General features: G+C 56.3%; 11 protein-coding genes and 3 rRNA genes. 2 read left to right on the forward strand and 12 right to left on the reverse strand.

Going from position 1 to position 17,735, the window contains the following annotated elements:
• Positions 1-146: 146 nt before the first annotated feature.
• The 9 genes from rrf to ABV589_RS10205 form a co-directional block, all read right to left on the reverse strand.
• A 5S ribosomal RNA gene (gene rrf / locus ABV589_RS10165) occupies positions 147-262 on the reverse strand.
• A gap of 153 nt (positions 263-415) precedes the next feature.
• Positions 416-3,307: ribosomal RNA gene (locus ABV589_RS10170) — 23S ribosomal RNA — on the reverse strand.
• A gap of 291 nt (positions 3,308-3,598) precedes the next feature.
• Positions 3,599-5,135: ribosomal RNA gene (locus tag ABV589_RS10175) — 16S ribosomal RNA — on the reverse strand.
• Together the 16S, 23S and 5S rRNA genes form the textbook arrangement of a ribosomal RNA operon.
• Before the next feature lie 553 nt (positions 5,136-5,688).
• Positions 5,689-6,300 carry a protein-methionine-sulfoxide reductase heme-binding subunit MsrQ gene (msrQ, locus tag ABV589_RS10180; RefSeq protein WP_367085733.1) on the reverse strand — a complete coding sequence of 204 codons (612 nt, stop codon included), beginning with the start codon at positions 6,298-6,300 and terminating at the stop codon, positions 5,689-5,691.
• Positions 6,300-7,313: a protein-methionine-sulfoxide reductase catalytic subunit MsrP gene (msrP, locus tag ABV589_RS10185; protein WP_367085734.1), complete on the reverse strand. Its 1,014-nt coding sequence runs from the start codon at positions 7,311-7,313 to the stop codon at positions 6,300-6,302. Before msrP ends, msrQ begins: the two co-directional genes overlap by 1 nt.
• 63 nt (positions 7,314-7,376) lie before the next feature.
• Positions 7,377-8,234: a CDP-diacylglycerol--serine O-phosphatidyltransferase gene (gene pssA, locus ABV589_RS10190; protein WP_007963928.1), complete on the reverse strand. Its 858-nt coding sequence runs from the start codon at positions 8,232-8,234 to the stop codon at positions 7,377-7,379.
• A gap of 147 nt (positions 8,235-8,381) precedes the next feature.
• Positions 8,382-9,398: a ketol-acid reductoisomerase gene (gene ilvC / locus ABV589_RS10195; RefSeq protein WP_007959661.1), complete on the reverse strand. Its 1,017-nt coding sequence runs from the start codon at positions 9,396-9,398 to the stop codon at positions 8,382-8,384.
• Between the two features lie 48 nt (positions 9,399-9,446).
• A complete protein-coding gene (gene ilvN / locus ABV589_RS10200; protein WP_003205610.1) occupies positions 9,447-9,938 on the reverse strand; it encodes an acetolactate synthase small subunit in 492 nt (163 codons plus the stop codon).
• Positions 9,939-9,940: 2 nt separating this feature from the next.
• A complete protein-coding gene (locus tag ABV589_RS10205; RefSeq protein WP_007963927.1) occupies positions 9,941-11,665 on the reverse strand; it encodes an acetolactate synthase 3 large subunit in 1,725 nt (574 codons plus the stop codon).
• Positions 11,666-12,065: 400 nt separating this feature from the next.
• Between ABV589_RS10205 and ABV589_RS10210 the strand changes: the two genes are divergently transcribed.
• Positions 12,066-12,482 carry a DUF4124 domain-containing protein gene (locus ABV589_RS10210; protein ID WP_367085735.1) on the forward strand — a complete coding sequence of 139 codons (417 nt, stop codon included), beginning with the start codon at positions 12,066-12,068 and terminating at the stop codon, positions 12,480-12,482.
• 106 nt (positions 12,483-12,588) lie between these two features.
• Here the strand turns inward: ABV589_RS10210 and ABV589_RS10215 are convergent, their stop codons facing one another.
• The 3 genes from ABV589_RS10215 to mrcB are packed head-to-tail and all read right to left on the reverse strand — an operon-like array spanning position 12,589 to position 16,020.
• A complete protein-coding gene (locus ABV589_RS10215) occupies positions 12,589-12,924 on the reverse strand; it encodes a YqcC family protein (RefSeq protein ID WP_007963922.1) in 336 nt (111 codons plus the stop codon).
• The gene (locus ABV589_RS10220) at positions 12,924-13,679 is read right to left on the reverse strand and encodes a hypothetical protein (RefSeq protein WP_367085736.1); all 756 of its coding nucleotides are present in this window, start codon (positions 13,677-13,679) and stop codon (positions 12,924-12,926) included. Before ABV589_RS10220 ends, ABV589_RS10215 begins: the two co-directional genes overlap by 1 nt.
• 16 nt (positions 13,680-13,695) lie before the next feature.
• Positions 13,696-16,020, reverse strand: a complete 2,325-nt coding sequence (gene mrcB, locus ABV589_RS10225; RefSeq protein WP_367085737.1) for a penicillin-binding protein 1B — start codon at positions 16,018-16,020, stop codon at positions 13,696-13,698.
• A gap of 116 nt (positions 16,021-16,136) precedes the next feature.
• On the opposite strand from mrcB, the gene ABV589_RS10230 reads away from it, so the two are divergent.
• The gene (locus tag ABV589_RS10230) at positions 16,137-17,693 is read left to right on the forward strand and encodes an AAA family ATPase (protein ID WP_367085738.1); all 1,557 of its coding nucleotides are present in this window, start codon (positions 16,137-16,139) and stop codon (positions 17,691-17,693) included.
• The last annotated feature ends 42 nt before the right edge of the window (positions 17,694-17,735 follow it).

Genomic DNA, 17,735 nt, shown 5'->3' on the forward strand with positions numbered 1-17,735 from the left:
GCTCTGGCTCCGAAAAAGATGGGGGTTATTCTAGTGTTCTGATTCGAAAATAACTGTGCAAAATTGTTCGCTGGCTAAGCAAAAATACTTTCCTGCGGGCAAAACAAAACCCCAACTGCTTTCGCAATTGGGGTTTCGGAATTTAATCTTGACGATGACCTACTCTCACATGGGGAAACCCCACACTACCATCGGCGATGCATCGTTTCACTTCTGAGTTCGGGATGGGATCAGGTGGTTCCAACGCTCTATGGTCGTCAAGAAATTCGGGTACTGACTCGCGGCCGGTTGGCCTCGCTTCAGCAAATCGGGTATGTGATACAGGTGTTTGTGAGCAGCGCGAACTTTCGGTTCATTGCGTCTTCACACACCGCAATCTGGTCTCTCTCGAGCATGCAGATTGCTTGGGTGTTATATGGTCAAGCCTCACGGGCAATTAGTATTGGTTAGCTCAACGCCTCACAGCGCTTACACACCCAACCTATCAACGTCGTAGTCTTCGACGGCCCTTCAGGGAACTCAAGGTTCCAGTGAGATCTCATCTTGAGGCAAGTTTCCCGCTTAGATGCTTTCAGCGGTTATCTTTCCCGAACATAGCTACCCGGCAATGCCACTGGCGTGACAACCGGAACACCAGAGGTTCGTCCACTCCGGTCCTCTCGTACTAGGAGCAGCCCCTCTCAAATCTCAAACGTCCACGGCAGATAGGGACCGAACTGTCTCACGACGTTCTAAACCCAGCTCGCGTACCACTTTAAATGGCGAACAGCCATACCCTTGGGACCGGCTTCAGCCCCAGGATGTGATGAGCCGACATCGAGGTGCCAAACACCGCCGTCGATATGAACTCTTGGGCGGTATCAGCCTGTTATCCCCGGAGTACCTTTTATCCGTTGAGCGATGGCCCTTCCATACAGAACCACCGGATCACTAAGACCTACTTTCGTACCTGCTCGACGTGTCTGTCTCGCAGTCAAGCGCGCTTTTGCCTTTATACTCTACGACCGATTTCCGACCGGTCTGAGCGCACCTTCGTACTCCTCCGTTACTCTTTAGGAGGAGACCGCCCCAGTCAAACTACCCACCATACACTGTCCTCGATCCGGATAACGGACCTGAGTTAGAACCTCAAAGTTGCCAGGGTGGTATTTCAAGGATGGCTCCACGCGAACTGGCGTCCACGCTTCAAAGCCTCCCACCTATCCTACACAAGCAAATTCAAAGTCCAGTGCAAAGCTATAGTAAAGGTTCACGGGGTCTTTCCGTCTAGCCGCGGATACACTGCATCTTCACAGCGATTTCAATTTCACTGAGTCTCGGGTGGAGACAGCGCCGCCATCGTTACGCCATTCGTGCAGGTCGGAACTTACCCGACAAGGAATTTCGCTACCTTAGGACCGTTATAGTTACGGCCGCCGTTTACCGGGGCTTCGATCAAGAGCTTCGCGTTAGCTAACCCCATCAATTAACCTTCCGGCACCGGGCAGGCGTCACACCCTATACGTCCACTTTCGTGTTTGCAGAGTGCTGTGTTTTTAATAAACAGTCGCAGCGGCCTGGTATCTTCGACCGGCATGAGCTTACGGAGCAAGTCCTTCACCCTCACCGGCGCACCTTCTCCCGAAGTTACGGTGCCATTTTGCCTAGTTCCTTCACCCGAGTTCTCTCAAGCGCCTTGGTATTCTCTACCCAACCACCTGTGTCGGTTTGGGGTACGGTTCCTGGTTATCTGAAGCTTAGAAGCTTTTCTTGGAAGCATGGCATCAACCACTTCGTCACCCAAAGGGTAACTCGTCATCAGCTCTCGGCCTTAAGATCCCGGATTTACCTAAGATCTCAGCCTACCACCTTAAACTTGGACAACCAACGCCAAGCTGGCCTAGCCTTCTCCGTCCCTCCATCGCAATAACCAGAAGTACAGGAATATTAACCTGTTTTCCATCGACTACGCTTTTCAGCCTCGCCTTAGGGACCGACTAACCCTGCGTCGATTAACGTTGCGCAGGAAACCTTGGTCTTTCGGCGTGGGTGTTTTTCACACCCATTGTCGTTACTCATGTCAGCATTCGCACTTCTGATACCTCCAGCAAGCTTCTCAACTCACCTTCACAGGCTTACAGAACGCTCCTCTACCGCATCACTTGCGTGATACCCGTAGCTTCGGTGTATGGTTTGAGCCCCGTTACATCTTCCGCGCAGGCCGACTCGACTAGTGAGCTATTACGCTTTCTTTAAAGGGTGGCTGCTTCTAAGCCAACCTCCTAGCTGTCTAAGCCTTCCCACATCGTTTCCCACTTAACCATAACTTTGGGACCTTAGCTGACGGTCTGGGTTGTTTCCCTTTTCACGACGGACGTTAGCACCCGCCGTGTGTCTCCCATGCTCGGCACTTGTAGGTATTCGGAGTTTGCATCGGTTTGGTAAGTCGGGATGACCCCCTAGCCGAAACAGTGCTCTACCCCCTACAGTGATACATGAGGCGCTACCTAAATAGCTTTCGAGGAGAACCAGCTATCTCCGAGCTTGATTAGCCTTTCACTCCGATCCACAGGTCATCCGCTAACTTTTCAACGGTAGTCGGTTCGGTCCTCCAGTCAGTGTTACCTAACCTTCAACCTGCCCATGGATAGATCGCCCGGTTTCGGGTCTATTCCCAGCGACTAGACGCCCTATTAAGACTCGCTTTCGCTACGCCTCCCCTATTCGGTTAAGCTCGCCACTGAAAATAAGTCGCTGACCCATTATACAAAAGGTACGCAGTCACCCAACAAAGTGGGCTCCCACTGCTTGTACGCATACGGTTTCAGGATCTATTTCACTCCCCTCTCCGGGGTTCTTTTCGCCTTTCCCTCACGGTACTAGTTCACTATCGGTCAGTCAGTAGTATTTAGCCTTGGAGGATGGTCCCCCCATATTCAGACAAAGTTTCTCGTGCTCCGTCCTACTCGATTTCATGACTAAGAGACTTTCGCGTACAGGGCTATCACCCACTATGGCCGCACTTTCCAGAGCGTTCCGCTAATCTCAAAGCCACTTAAGGGCTAGTCCCCGTTCGCTCGCCACTACTAAGGGAATCTCGGTTGATTTCTTTTCCTCAGGGTACTTAGATGTTTCAGTTCCCCTGGTTCGCCTCTTGCACCTATGTATTCAGTACAAGATAACCATCTTGTGATGGCTGGGTTCCCCCATTCAGACATCTCCGGATCAAAGTCTGTTTGCCGACTCCCCGAAGCTTTTCGCAGGCTACCACGTCTTTCATCGCCTCTGACTGCCAAGGCATCCACCGTATGCGCTTCTTCACTTGACCATATAACCCCAAGCAATCTGGTTATACTGTGAAGACGACATTCGCCGAAAATTCGCAAAACTCTTAAGAGTCACTCACAAATTTTACCTTAGCCTGAACAACACCAGTGAAAGTGCTATCCAGTCTATCTTTCTATCACATACCCAAATTTTTAAAGAACGATCTAATCAAAAGACTAGAAATCAATATTCATCAACGAATATTCATTTCCAAGCTCTCGCTTAAATTCCGTCTTCTTCAATGAATCAAGCAATTCGTGTGGGAACTTATGGAGCAGCTGACGTCGTCGATTAAGGAGGTGATCCAGCCGCAGGTTCCCCTACGGCTACCTTGTTACGACTTCACCCCAGTCATGAATCACACCGTGGTAACCGTCCTCCCGAAGGTTAGACTAGCTACTTCTGGTGCAACCCACTCCCATGGTGTGACGGGCGGTGTGTACAAGGCCCGGGAACGTATTCACCGCGACATTCTGATTCGCGATTACTAGCGATTCCGACTTCACGCAGTCGAGTTGCAGACTGCGATCCGGACTACGATCGGTTTTGTGGGATTAGCTCCACCTCGCGGCTTGGCAACCCTCTGTACCGACCATTGTAGCACGTGTGTAGCCCAGGCCGTAAGGGCCATGATGACTTGACGTCATCCCCACCTTCCTCCGGTTTGTCACCGGCAGTCTCCTTAGAGTGCCCACCATTACGTGCTGGTAACTAAGGACAAGGGTTGCGCTCGTTACGGGACTTAACCCAACATCTCACGACACGAGCTGACGACAGCCATGCAGCACCTGTCTCAATGTTCCCGAAGGCACCAATCCATCTCTGGAAAGTTCATTGGATGTCAAGGCCTGGTAAGGTTCTTCGCGTTGCTTCGAATTAAACCACATGCTCCACCGCTTGTGCGGGCCCCCGTCAATTCATTTGAGTTTTAACCTTGCGGCCGTACTCCCCAGGCGGTCAACTTAATGCGTTAGCTGCGCCACTAAGAGCTCAAGGCTCCCAACGGCTAGTTGACATCGTTTACGGCGTGGACTACCAGGGTATCTAATCCTGTTTGCTCCCCACGCTTTCGCACCTCAGTGTCAGTATCAGTCCAGGTGGTCGCCTTCGCCACTGGTGTTCCTTCCTATATCTACGCATTTCACCGCTACACAGGAAATTCCACCACCCTCTACCATACTCTAGCTTGCCAGTTTTGGATGCAGTTCCCAGGTTGAGCCCGGGGATTTCACATCCAACTTAACAAACCACCTACGCGCGCTTTACGCCCAGTAATTCCGATTAACGCTTGCACCCTCTGTATTACCGCGGCTGCTGGCACAGAGTTAGCCGGTGCTTATTCTGTCGGTAACGTCAAAATTGCAGAGTATTAATCTACAACCCTTCCTCCCAACTTAAAGTGCTTTACAATCCGAAGACCTTCTTCACACACGCGGCATGGCTGGATCAGGCTTTCGCCCATTGTCCAATATTCCCCACTGCTGCCTCCCGTAGGAGTCTGGACCGTGTCTCAGTTCCAGTGTGACTGATCATCCTCTCAGACCAGTTACGGATCGTCGCCTTGGTGAGCCATTACCTCACCAACTAGCTAATCCGACCTAGGCTCATCTGATAGCGCAAGGCCCGAAGGTCCCCTGCTTTCTCCCGTAGGACGTATGCGGTATTAGCGTTCCTTTCGAAACGTTGTCCCCCACTACCAGGCAGATTCCTAGGCATTACTCACCCGTCCGCCGCTGAATCCAGGAGCAAGCTCCTTTCATCCGCTCGACTTGCATGTGTTAGGCCTGCCGCCAGCGTTCAATCTGAGCCATGATCAAACTCTTCAGTTCAAACATCTTTGGGTTTTTAAGAAACCCTAAACTTGGCTCAGCAATCGTTGGTTACATCTTTGATTTCTCGCGGAGTAACTTGTGATGCTGATAATCTTGTTGACTATCAGTCTGACTCCACAAGCACCCACACGAATTGCTTGATTCAGTTGTTAAAGAGCGGTTGGTTAAGATCTTTCGTCTCAACCGAGGCGCGCATTCTACAGCAGCCTCATTTGCTGTCAAGTGATTATTTTCAGAAGTTTTCGAAGATTTCTTCAACAACTTCAACCACTTGCGCTTCCGATCTCTCGTTAGCGGGAGGCGAATTCTACAGCGTTACACGCTGCTGTCAACACCTCTTTTTCTCCGCTTTCGACCGAGAAGATCGAACCGTCAAAAGAGCTAAACATCACCGCCCTTTCAACTCCTTCCAGGCCTCGATGAACTGAAGCAAGCCGCTGTCGAAAGCTGCGTAACTCATTGAATCTCAAGGAGTTTTCCGTTTCGACTGCGCCGGAAGTGGGGCGAATTATAGACCTCCTGAATCTGCCGTCAACCGTTAATTTCAGTTTTATTGCAAAACCTGCTTTTTAGTCAGCAAACGCGGGATGCGACGCGCGACGGCAGGCACACGCAGCAGCAACAGCACTGCACCTATAAAGGCGTAGATCGCCCACTCCTTGAGATCCGCACGCACGATCCACAGCATATGCAGCAATCCCAACCCCAGAATCACGTACACCAACCGATGCAGTTTCTTCCAGCGCACACCCAAACGGCGCTGACTGTAGCGATTGGACGTTACTGCCAACGCCAACAGACCGAGAAAGCCCAGCGTACCGACAATAATGTATGGCCGCTTACGCAACTCCACACCCAACTGCGACCAGTCGAAACCAAGGATGAACGCCATATAGCTGAACAGGTGCAGAACCACATAAGCAAAACACCAGAGTCCCAACTGACGGCGCACAGCAATCCACCCCGCCCACCCCGTCAATTTCTGCAACGGCGTCATGCTCAATGTGATCAACAGCAATACCAGCGTCCCCAGCCCCAACCGATCAACCAGCACCTTGCCCGGATCCGGGCCGAGCAAATCGGCAAACGCCTGATAAAACCAAAGCAATGGCCAAATCGCCGCAGCGATAAAAACGCCTACACGCCAGAACGGATATCGCATCAGTAGTTCTTCCGCAGATCGAGCCCTGTATATAAGGAAGCAACTTCATCCGCGTAGCCGTTGAACATCTGCGTATCACGCACATTCGGCTTGAACAGGCTATTCGGCAGACGCCGTTCCCGCGCCTGAGTCCAGCGCGGATGATCGACCGTCGGATTCACATTGGCATAAAACCCGTATTCATCTGCCGCGATGCTCTGCCAGGTGGTCTTGGGCTGCTCACTGACCAGACTGATCCGCACAATGGACTTCACACTTTTGAAGCCATACTTCCACGGCACCACCAGGCGCAGCGGCGCACCGTTCTGATTCGGCAATTCGCGTCCATACATGCCAACCGCCAGAATCGCCAAGGGATTCATCGCCTCGTCCAGACGCAAGCCTTCTACATACGGCCAATCGATCAGGGCAAAACCTGAGCGCTGCCCTGGCATGCTCTTGGGATCCTGCAGGGTTTCGAAGCGAATGTATTTGGCCTTGGAGGTCGGCTCGACCTGCTTGAGCAACGCAGAAATCGGAAAACCGATCCACGGGATGACCATCGACCACGCCTCAACACAGCGAAGGCGATAGATACGCTCCTCCAACTGGTACGGCTTCATGAAGTCTTCCAGCGCGTAACGCCCGGGCTTACCCACCTCCCCATCGACGACAACGCTCCACGGTTCGGTTTTCAGCGAACCGGCATTGGCCGCCGGATCGCCCTTGTCGGTGCCGAACTCATAGAAGTTGTTGTAATGAGTCGCGTCTTTATAAGGCGTGATCGCCTCATCCTTGACGTTGACTGCGCCCCACTTGATAGAAGGGAGTTTCTCGGCAAACCAGGCAGGCGCCTTGCCCGGCTCAACATCGGCATAGCGCACCGCATCTTCTGCAGTAGCCAAACGCGGCAGGCTGCTCACGGCGATACCGGCCGCGGTAGCTCCGAGCAACTGTCGACGGGAAAGATAAATGGATTCAGGCGTGACATCCGACTCATGGCAGTCGGACGCTTTGGGGAATTTGATCAGCATGGCAACTCCGCAGCTTTGGAGGACAGATGCACCCATAGACTGCGGAGTATGCGGGAAATTACATCACTCGACGTTTTTGCGCCGACGAAGATGCAACAGGTATTGCACAGGGCCGGAAGCCGCATAAGCGAGGAACACCAGCAGCAGAATGCGCGGTGGATCACTGAACACTACGGCGAACACCAGAACCACGGCGAGGATCGCCACGAACGGTACGCGCCCCTTCAGATCCAGCTCCTTGAAGCTGTTGTACTTGATGTTGCTGACCATCAGCATGCCGGCAGCCGCCACCATCAGCGCGACCAGGAACGACATCTTCGAACCCTGAATGCCGTAATCGCTGAAGGCCCAGACGATACCCGCGACCACGCCGGCAGCTGCCGGGCTGGCCAGACCGATGAAGTAGCGCTTGTCAGCCGTACCGACCTGAGTATTGAAACGCGCCAGACGCAATGCCGCGCCGGCTACATAGATGAAGGCAACCATCCAGCCGACCTTGCCCATGTCGCCCAATGCCCAGCCAAAGGCCAGCAGCGCCGGTGCGACACCGAAAGCGACCATGTCGGATAGCGAGTCATACTCGGCGCCAAAGGCACTTTGCGTATTGGTCATGCGCGCGACACGGCCATCGAGACCGTCGAGCACCATGGCTACGAAGATTGCGATCGCGGCGAAGGCGAAATACTTGCTCGCATTCGCAGAGTCACCAGCGCTCAACGCAGCCTGGGCGCTCATCGAGTTGATGATGGAATAAAACCCTGCAAACAGGTTCGCAGTGGTGAACAGATTCGGCAGCAGATAGATACCACGATGCCGGACTTTACGACCTTCTGCGTCGTGCCCTTCCTCGACATGTTCATCGATGGGCAGCAGGCTTTCGGCGTCAGAAGCCTGGTTCGGCTCTTCGGGACGTTCGCTCATGGACATTACCTTGCAACGGTTTGGAAAAAATTCGACAGGTGCCTGTGACGACGGTTCGGCCACAAACGATGCAGCTTTATACCAGAACCATCGGTTTCAAACGAAAAAACGCGGCCAAGGCCGCGTTTTTCGTACAAGGATGACGACTTAGTTTTTGGCTTTGTCGACGATCTTGTTGGCACCGATCCACGGCATCATGGAGCGCAGTTGCTCGCCAATGATTTCGATACCGTGGGCGGCATTGTTACGACGCTTGGCGGTCATCGAAGGGTAGCCGGTTGCACCTTCGCTGATGAACATTTTGGCGTATTCGCCGTCCTGAATTCGTTTCAGGGCGTTGCGCATGGCCTGACGGGATTCGGCGTTGATCACTTCCGGGCCGGTCACGTACTCGCCGTATTCAGCGTTGTTGGAGATCGAGTAGTTCATGTTGGCGATACCGCCTTCGTACATGAGGTCAACGATCAGCTTCAGTTCGTGCAGGCATTCGAAGTAGGCCATTTCCGGCGCGTAGCCAGCTTCAACCAGAGTTTCGAAACCGGCTTTCACCAGCTCAACGGTACCGCCGCACAGTACGGCTTGTTCGCCGAACAGGTCGGTTTCGGTCTCGTCCTTGAAGGTGGTTTCGATGATGCCGGTACGACCGCCACCCACGCCAGCTGCGTAGGACAGTGCAACGTTTTTGGCGTTGCCCGAGGCGTCCTGGTAGATCGCGATCAGGTCAGGGATACCACCGCCCTTCACGAACTCGGAACGCACGGTGTGACCCGGCGCTTTCGGCGCGATCATGATCACGTCGAGGTCGGCACGCGGAACAACCTGGTTGTAGTGGATCGCGAAGCCGTGGGAGAAGGCCAGGGTGGCGCCTTTCTTGATGTTCGGCTCGATTTCGTTCTTGTACAGCTGGGACTGGAATTCGTCCGGGGTCAGGATCATGACCAGGTCGGCGCCGGCAACAGCGGCGGCCACGTCGGTCACTTTCAGGCCGTGGGCTTCGGCTTTGGCAACGGTAGCCGAACCTTTACGCAGACCGACGGTAACGTCGACACCGGAGTCTTTCAGGTTGCACGCCTGGGCGTGGCCCTGGGAACCGTAACCGATGATGGCAACTTTCTTGCCCTGGATGATCGACAGGTCGCAGTCTTTATCGTAGAAAACTTTCATGAATTTCCCCTATATATCCAGGCCGTTCAGGCCATTCGCTAATTTGGTTTAGATGCTAAGTACTTTGTCGCCGCGGGCAATGCCGGTCACGCCGCTACGGACGGTTTCCAGAATCGATGCGGTGCCGATGGACTGAATGAAGCTGTCGAGCTTGTCGCTGGTACCGGTCAGTTGAACGGTATACACGCTGGCGCTGACATCGACGATCTGTCCACGGTAAATATCGGTGGTGCGTTTGATCTCGGCGCGCTGGGCACCAGTGGCCTTGACCTTGACCAGCATCAGCTCGCGCTCGATGTGAGCGCTTTCCGACAGGTCCACCAGCTTGACCACTTCGATCAGCTTGTTCAGGTTTTTGGTGATCTGCTCGATGATTTCATCGTGGCCAACAGTGGTCAGCGTCAGACGCGACAGGGTCGGGTCTTCGGTTGGTGCCACCGTCAGGCTTTCAATGTTGTAGTTGCGCTGCGAGAACAGGCCGACTACGCGAGACAAAGCGCCGGGTTCGTTTTCCAGAAGCAGGGAAATAATGTGCCGCATGATTAAGTACGCTCCGTCTTGCTCAGCCACATATCGCGCATGGAGCCGTCTTTGATCTGCATCGGATAGACGTGCTCGCTGGTATCGACCGAAATATCGATCACCACCAGACGATCTTTCATGGCGAACGCTTCTTCCATCTTCGACTTCAAATCTTTCGAATCAGTGATGCGCACGCCGACGTGACCGTAGGCTTCAGCCAGTTTGACGAAGTCAGGCAGCGACTCCATATAAGAGTGCGAGTGACGGCTGCCATAGCTCATGTCCTGCCACTGACGAACCATCCCCAGAACACCGTTGTTCAGGATGACGATTTTCACCGGCAAGCCGTATTGCAGGCAGGTCGACAGCTCCTGGATGTTCATCTGGATGCTGCCTTCGCCGGTGACGCAGGCAACGTCGTCATCCGGGAAGCTCAACTTGATGCCCATGGCCGCCGGGAAACCGAAGCCCATGGTGCCCAGACCACCGGAGTTGATCCAGCGGTTCGGCTTGTTGAACGTGTAGTACTGCGCCGCGAACATCTGGTGCTGGCCTACGTCGGACGTGATGAAGGCATCGCCTTTGGTCACTTCGCACAGGGTTTCGATCACGGTCTGCGGCTTGATCAGGCTGCCGTCGCCCTTTTCATAAGGGAACAGGCCGCGATCACCGCGCCATTCATCGACTTGCTTCCACCAACTGGCGACGGACTCCTTGTTCGGGGTCTCGCCGATTTCCTTGAGGATCGCGACCATTTCGGTCAGGACGCTCTCCACCGGGCCAACGATTGGCACGTCGGCCTTGATGGTCTTGGAGATCGAAGCCGGGTCGATGTCGATGTGGATGATCTTGGCGTTCGGGCAGAACTTCGCCGCGCCGTTGATCACACGGTCATCGAAACGCGCGCCGACAGCCAGAATCACGTCGGCATGGTGCATCGCCAGGTTGGCGGTGTAGCTGCCGTGCATACCGAGCATGCCGATGAACTGCCGGTCGGTGCCAGGGAAACCGCCCAGGCCCATCAAGGTGTTGGTCACTGGCAGGTTGAGCATTTTCGCCAGTTCGGTCAGCGGTGCGGAACCGTTGCCCAGAATCACCCCACCACCGGAATAGAGCACAGGGCGCTTGGCCGCCAGGAGCATTTCTGCCGCCTTGCGGATTTGCCCGGAGTGGCCGCGAACGGCCGGGCTGTAGGAACGCAGCTTGGCTTTCTTGGGGAAAACGTATTCGAACTTCTCGGCCGGGTTGGTCATGTCTTTCGGGATATCGACCACGACCGGGCCCGGACGACCGGATTGCGCCAGGTAGAACGCTTTCTTCATGACTTCCGGGATTTCCGAGGCGTGCTTGATCATGAAACTGTGCTTCACGATCGGCCGGGAAATACCGATCATGTCGGTTTCCTGGAACGCGTCGGTGCCGACCATGGTGCTTGGCACCTGACCGGAAATGATCACCATTGGAATCGAATCCATATAGGCGGTGGCGATACCGGTGATGGCGTTTGTGGCGCCAGGACCGGAAGTCACCAATACCACGCCGGCTTTACCGGTGGCACGGGCGTAGCCGTCAGCCATATGAGTAGCCGCTTGCTCATGACGAACCAGGATGTGGGTCACTTCCGGTTCTTTGAACAGGGCATCGTAAACATGAAGGAGAGCACCGCCCGGGTACCCGTAGATATATTTGACGCCTTCGTCACGCAAGAAGCGGACGAGCATCTCACCGCCAGATAAAAGCTCCACGTTGTTCACCTCTAAAACGCCAGAATACCGTCCACAAAAAAAGGGGCGGGTCTTAATAGGTTTACTTCTCGGCAGAGCATGAGCGACGGTGGTCGCCGACTACGTCAGCACTGACTGAGCAAGTATTGGGATCGTCCCAAGTGTTGCGGGCCTTTCCCACCCAGCGCGAGGTAACGCGTTGCGGGTGTAACAGGTCGACGCGGATATGCGCCTCATGATCTACCGAGTGGGTCTGCTTCTGGCAGTCCCTCTACAGCGGACTTTGGATTCTTCTGTTTCGCCCTCTCCAAGTCAAGCCGTCAATGTGCTTAATTGTGGGTAAGCACATGAGAACGCAAGAAAAAACCTGAAAACAGCTACTCTGTTAGCGTCAATTGCGCAATTTTGCCAAGGAATCAGCATGCGAACGCTTCTGTTAACTCTGCTGATCGGCCTCAGCCCCTGGTGCTCGGCCGGTCAGATCTACAAATGGGTCGATGCCCAGGGCGTCACTCACTTCGATGCGCAGCCACCGCAAGGTTTGCCCGCAACGACCGTGCAGACACCCTCCTCACCCCCACCGAAACCTGCAGCCATGCCTGGCAGCGGCGCGCTGGGCGATCAGAAAGCCATCGACGACAAGGTCAAGAAACAGGTAACCGAGCAGCAGGCGCAGCTCAAGGCGTTTTGCGAACAGGCACGGACGAACCTGGCGCAGTTGCAGAACAATCCGCGTTTGAGGGAAGAAGTGGATGGGCAATTGCGGCGACTGGATGATGCGCAGCGTCAGGAGCGTCTCGCCGAGACGCAGAAACAGATTACTGAAAACTGCCAATAACCCTGTAGGAGCTGCCGCAGGCTCGGGCCGCGATCGGACGATCTTTTGATCCTGCTTTTAAAAACAGAATCAAAAGATCGCAGCCTGCGGCAGCTCCTACAGAGGTTCAGCGGGAAGCGGTGATCAGCAGGTCGAACTCTTTGAGCAGTACCTGCAACTGTCGATCCTTGCCCTGTAGATTGCGCTGGGCGAAGACCATTTCGGCCATTTCCTGAATGCCCGAGGCATTCGGCAACGGCAGATCCTGCTCAAGGATCATTTTCATCCGTGGCAGGAAGATCCATTGCAGCCATTGCTCGAAATCCAGCGTGTCGACCGAAAACGGTTCGACACTGCTAAGGGCTTCGGCCGATGGCTGGACCTCGTCCCACCAGCCCTGCGTGCGCAGTTCACGCTCGATCAGCAGCAACTGATCGGCGATTTTCGGGAAACGGGAATCCATCACAGCGAAACCTTGGCCTTCTGACGAGCCAGAGCGGCGCCGGCGGAATCGCCCTGCTTCTCACGGGACTGCGCGATGATTTCCCACAGGTTGGCCTGCAAATCCGGGCGGCCGTTGGCCATGGTCAGCGCACGACGGGCGAACTGCTCGGCCTGCGGTGCATCACCTTGCGCCATGCGCACTTGCGCCAGACGATAAAGCACTTGCGGCTCACGCGGGGCTACGCGCTGCGCGCGCTCCAGGCTGGAGGACGCGCCATTGAGGTCGCCACCGGCCTGTTGCTGTTGCGCGGTGGTCAGCAAGGCGAGCACCGGGCCATCCAGTTGCTCATCCGCCGACAGACCACCGCCATTGCTGGCCGAAGGAATCCCGCTCGGCGTCGAAGGCATGCTGTAGCTGCCGGTGTTGACCGGTGCCGACTCGGCCGGCGAAGGATTGTACGGACCCGCCGTAATTCCGCCGGAAGCCGGACCAGGAACGATCGGCGAGGAGCTGATCGGCGCCGATGTCGCAGCACCGCCACCCGGCACCATCACCACCACGCCGGTATCGCCTTGCGGGATGGCCTGGGATTGCGCCTGACCCTGAACTGGGCGCTTGACTGTCGTCTTGCGGAAACCGGCGTTGGCCGACAGCCGTTCGCTGTTGGACACGGCTGTGCCGGAGTCCACCACCGGGATCGAACCACGCTGTACGGTAGAGCAGCCACTGAGCAAAGCCACGGCAGTCACCGCTGGAATCAACCACTTGTTCACTTGAAACCCTCTTTGCTTAATTCATCCAGCCCTTGACCCAATCCATCACCGATTCCGGCGAGGCAGGCGTTTCGCTTGCACACGCGGCGCCGGGTGGCGGTTCGCTGCCGCGAATATACGGCATCTGCACCGCCCCGGGACAGTTGGCATCCGAGCCCTGCCCGGTACGCGAATCGACCCACGCCTGCACGATGTTGTCCGGCTGCGGCATGTCCAGCGGCAGCGGGTCAGCCTTGCGCATGAAACTGGTCCACACCTGCAACGCACCGGTCGCCCCGGTGAACGGGGTCTTGCCATTGTCGTCACGACCCAGCCAGACCACCGCCAGCAGATCCTGACTGAAACCGGCGAACCAGCTATCACGCGAGTCGTTACTGGTACCGGTCTTGCCGGCCAGCGTCAGGGTCTTGGGCAGCACGTTGTAAACCGAGCTGCCGGTACCCTCACGCATTACACGCTGCATGGCGTTCTGAATCAGGTAGATGGACGCCGGATCAAATCGCTGCTCGATCTGGAACGGATAACGCTTGAGCGGCTCGCCCTCAGCGGTCAGTACGCTGCGAATCCCGCGCATCGGCGTATTGAAACCACCGTTGGCGAGGGTCTGATACATGGTCGCCACTTCGATCGGGGTCATGCCGCCAGCACCCAGCAACATCGACGGGAACGCCGGGAATTCTCGGGTCACGCCCAGACGCGCAAGGGTCTTGAGCACATTCGGCACACCGACTTCCAGGCCCAGACGCGAGGTCGACAGGTTGTAGGAGTGCGCCAGCCCTTGGTAAAGGAACACGGTACCGTGAGAGCGACGGTCATAGTTCTGTGGTTTCCACACCTGGCCGTCCGCGCCTTTAATCGACAGCGGATCATCCGACAGCCAACTGGTCAGCGTGTAGTGGCTCGGTTTTTCCAGTGCGGTCAGATACACCGCTGGCTTGACCAAGGAGCCGATTGGCCGCACGGCGTCCAGCGCCCGGTTGAAACCGGCGTAACTGGCCTGACGGCTACCGATCATCGCCTGCACTTCGCCGGTTTCCGGATTGGTCACGACCATCGCCGCTTCCACATCATCGGAGCCCTTGCGTCCAGCCAGGCGTTTAAAGGTGTCGTTGACCGACGCCTCGGCTTTCATCTGCAGAATCGGGTCGAAACTGGTGAAGATGCGCAGGCCTTCTTCGGTCAAGTCTTCGTCGCGATAGTCTTCACGCAACTGGCGTTTGACCAGATCGATGAAGCCCGGGAACGAGCTGTCGGCGAGCTTGCCGCGCGTGGTTACACCCAGGGGCATTTTCTTCGCCGCTTCGACCTGTTCGGCAGTTGCCACGCCTTGCTGTTCAAGCACGTCGAGCACCAGGTTACGCCGCTCCAGCGCACGCTCGGGATTGCGGCGCGGGTTGTAGTAGGACGGACCTTTGACCATGCCGACCAGTAACGCAACCTGATGCAGCTTCAGCTCGGACAATGGCTGGCCGAAGAAGAACTGGCTGGCCAGACCGAAACCGTGCACCGCACGCTGGCCGTCCTGCCCGACGAAGACTTCGTTGAGGTAGGCCTCAAGGATTTCCTTCTTGTCGTAATGCAGCTCCAGCAACATCGCCATCATCGCTTCGGTGAGTTTGCGGCTCAGGCTGCGTTCATTGGTGAGGTAGAAGTTTTTGACCAACTGCTGGGTCAGCGTACTGCCGCCCTGGGTCATCTTGCCGCCAGAGGTGTTGACCCAGATCGCCCGGGCAATCGATTTCGGCGAAACGCCCCAGTGACTGTAGTAATCACGGTCTTCCACCGCGACCAGGGTGTCGAGCAGATACGGTGGCACCTGATCGAGCTTGATCAGGATGCGGTCTTCAAGATTTTTTGGGTAAATGCCGCCGATCATCAGCGGCTCGAGTCGCACCACGGACAACTTCCCGCCGTTGAGCCCGGAGAGTTCGGCCACATAGTCGCCAGAAAAACGCACGCGCACCGGCTGCGGTTTCTCCAGGCCTTCATAGAACTGGAAGCCGCGAGTATTCAGATCGACGGTATTGCCACTGACGGCGGCGGCACCGGGGCCATTGCTCACGGCTTCGCGGCGATAGCCCAAGGCGTCGAGTTCGGTGAGGAAATCGTCCTTGCCGAGCTTTTGTCCGACGAACAGCTCCAGCGGGCGCGCGTATACCTTGGCCGGGATGGTCCAGCGCTTGCCGGAGAACTTCTCCTGCACCACGGCATCGAGGTAAACAGCGAAGCCGGCCAACACCACAAGGCCGACCAGGCTGAGTTTAATGGCCCAGCTCAACCATGGGCTGAGGCCCTTGGAGACTGGTTTTTTCTTGGTACGGGGGGATCGAGTTCGAGTCATGGCGGCGGATTATACGCACTTTATTCATACTCAACAGGAGCGCTCCGAGGTTTGCGTCAGGCTGGCGAGCGGCCATAATGACGACCTCGAATTTCCCAGTCTCTGAAGGATCGCCCGTGAGCCAGTCCCTGATCGCTGCCCTGCAAAACCCGGCCCTCTACCCGCACCCCATCGAAGGGTTCCAGGTCATCGAAACCCATATCTCGTGGGTGATCCTCACCGGCCCGTTTGCCTATAAAGTGAAGAAGCCGGTGAATTTCGGCTTTCTCGACTTCACGGGCCTCGAATCCCGCGCACATTTCTGTGCTGAAGAGCTGCGTCTGAACCAGCGTCTGACCGATGATTTGTATCTGGACGTGTTGCCAGTGACCGGCAGTGTCGAGGCGCCACAACTGGGCGGCGACGGCCCGGTGATCGACTATGTGCTGAAGATGCGTCAATTCCCGCAGACCGGCCTGCTCAGCACCCTGCAAGCCAACGGTGAGCTGACCACCCAGCACATCGACGAAATGGCCGAACAGATCGCCAGATTCCACCTCAGCGCGCCAAAAGTCCCGGCCGAGCACGACGCCGGCACGCCAGACAGCGTGATGGCCCCGGTGCGCCAGAACTTCGAACAGATTCTGCCGTTCCTTAGCGACAAAAACGATCTGCTGCAACTCGAGGCACTGAAAGCCTGGGCCGAGAGCAGCTACGATCGTCTCAAGCCACTGTTCGCCCAGCGCAAGGCCGAGGGATTCACTCGCGAATGCCACGGCGACATCCACCTGGGCAACGCCACCGTCATCGACGGCAAGGTGGTGATCTTCGACTGCATCGAGTTCAACGAACCGTTCCGCTTCACTGACGTCTGGGCCGACACCGGTTTCCTGGCGATGGACCTGGAAGACCGCGGCCTGAAATCCCTCGCCCGCCGCTTCATCAGCCAGTACCTGGAGCTGACCGGCGACTATCAAGGCCTGGAAGTGCTGAACTTCTACAAAGCCTACCGCGCCCTGGTTCGCGCCAAAGTTGCACTGTTCAGCATGCCGGCGGACGCCACCCCGGTGCAGCGCGCCACCACCCTGCGCCAGTACCGCAATTACGCCAACCTGGCGGAAAGCTACAGCACCATTCCTTCGCGCTTCATGGCCATCACCCACGGCGTATCGGCTGTCGGCAAGAGCCACGTGGCCATGCGTCTGGTCGAAGCGCTGGGCGCGATTCGCCTGCGTTCCGACGTCGAGCGCAAACGTCTGTTCGGCGAGCAGACCGTAGCCAACGACGTGCAGGCCGGGATTTACAGCGCCGAGGCCAGCGCCGCCACCTATGCCCGCCTGCATGAGATTGCCGGCGTGATTCTGCACGCCGGGTTTCCGGTGGTGATTGATGCGACCTACCTCAAGCGTGAGCAGCGCGACAACGCCGCTCAAGTGGCCGAGGCCACCGGCACGCCGTTCCTGATCCTCGACTGCAACGCGCCTCAGGCGGTGATCGAAAGCTGGCTGGCGATTCGTCAGGCTGACAAGAAGGATCCTTCCGACGCCACGCTGGCCGTGATCGAGGCCCAGCAGGCCAGTCGCGAGGCGCTGACGCCAGAAGAAATTCTGCGAAGCAAACGCGTGCAGACCAATGAAAGCGGGACCCTCGACACCGTAGTCGCACAGATCCGCCAGCGCCTGCCAGGCCTGTAAGAAACTATTTCGGCCGTGAAGCCCTCGCTGGCTTCACGGTCG

The sequence above is a fragment of the Pseudomonas sp. HOU2 genome, from assembly GCF_040729435.1.
Taxonomy (GTDB): domain Bacteria; phylum Pseudomonadota; class Gammaproteobacteria; order Pseudomonadales; family Pseudomonadaceae; genus Aquipseudomonas.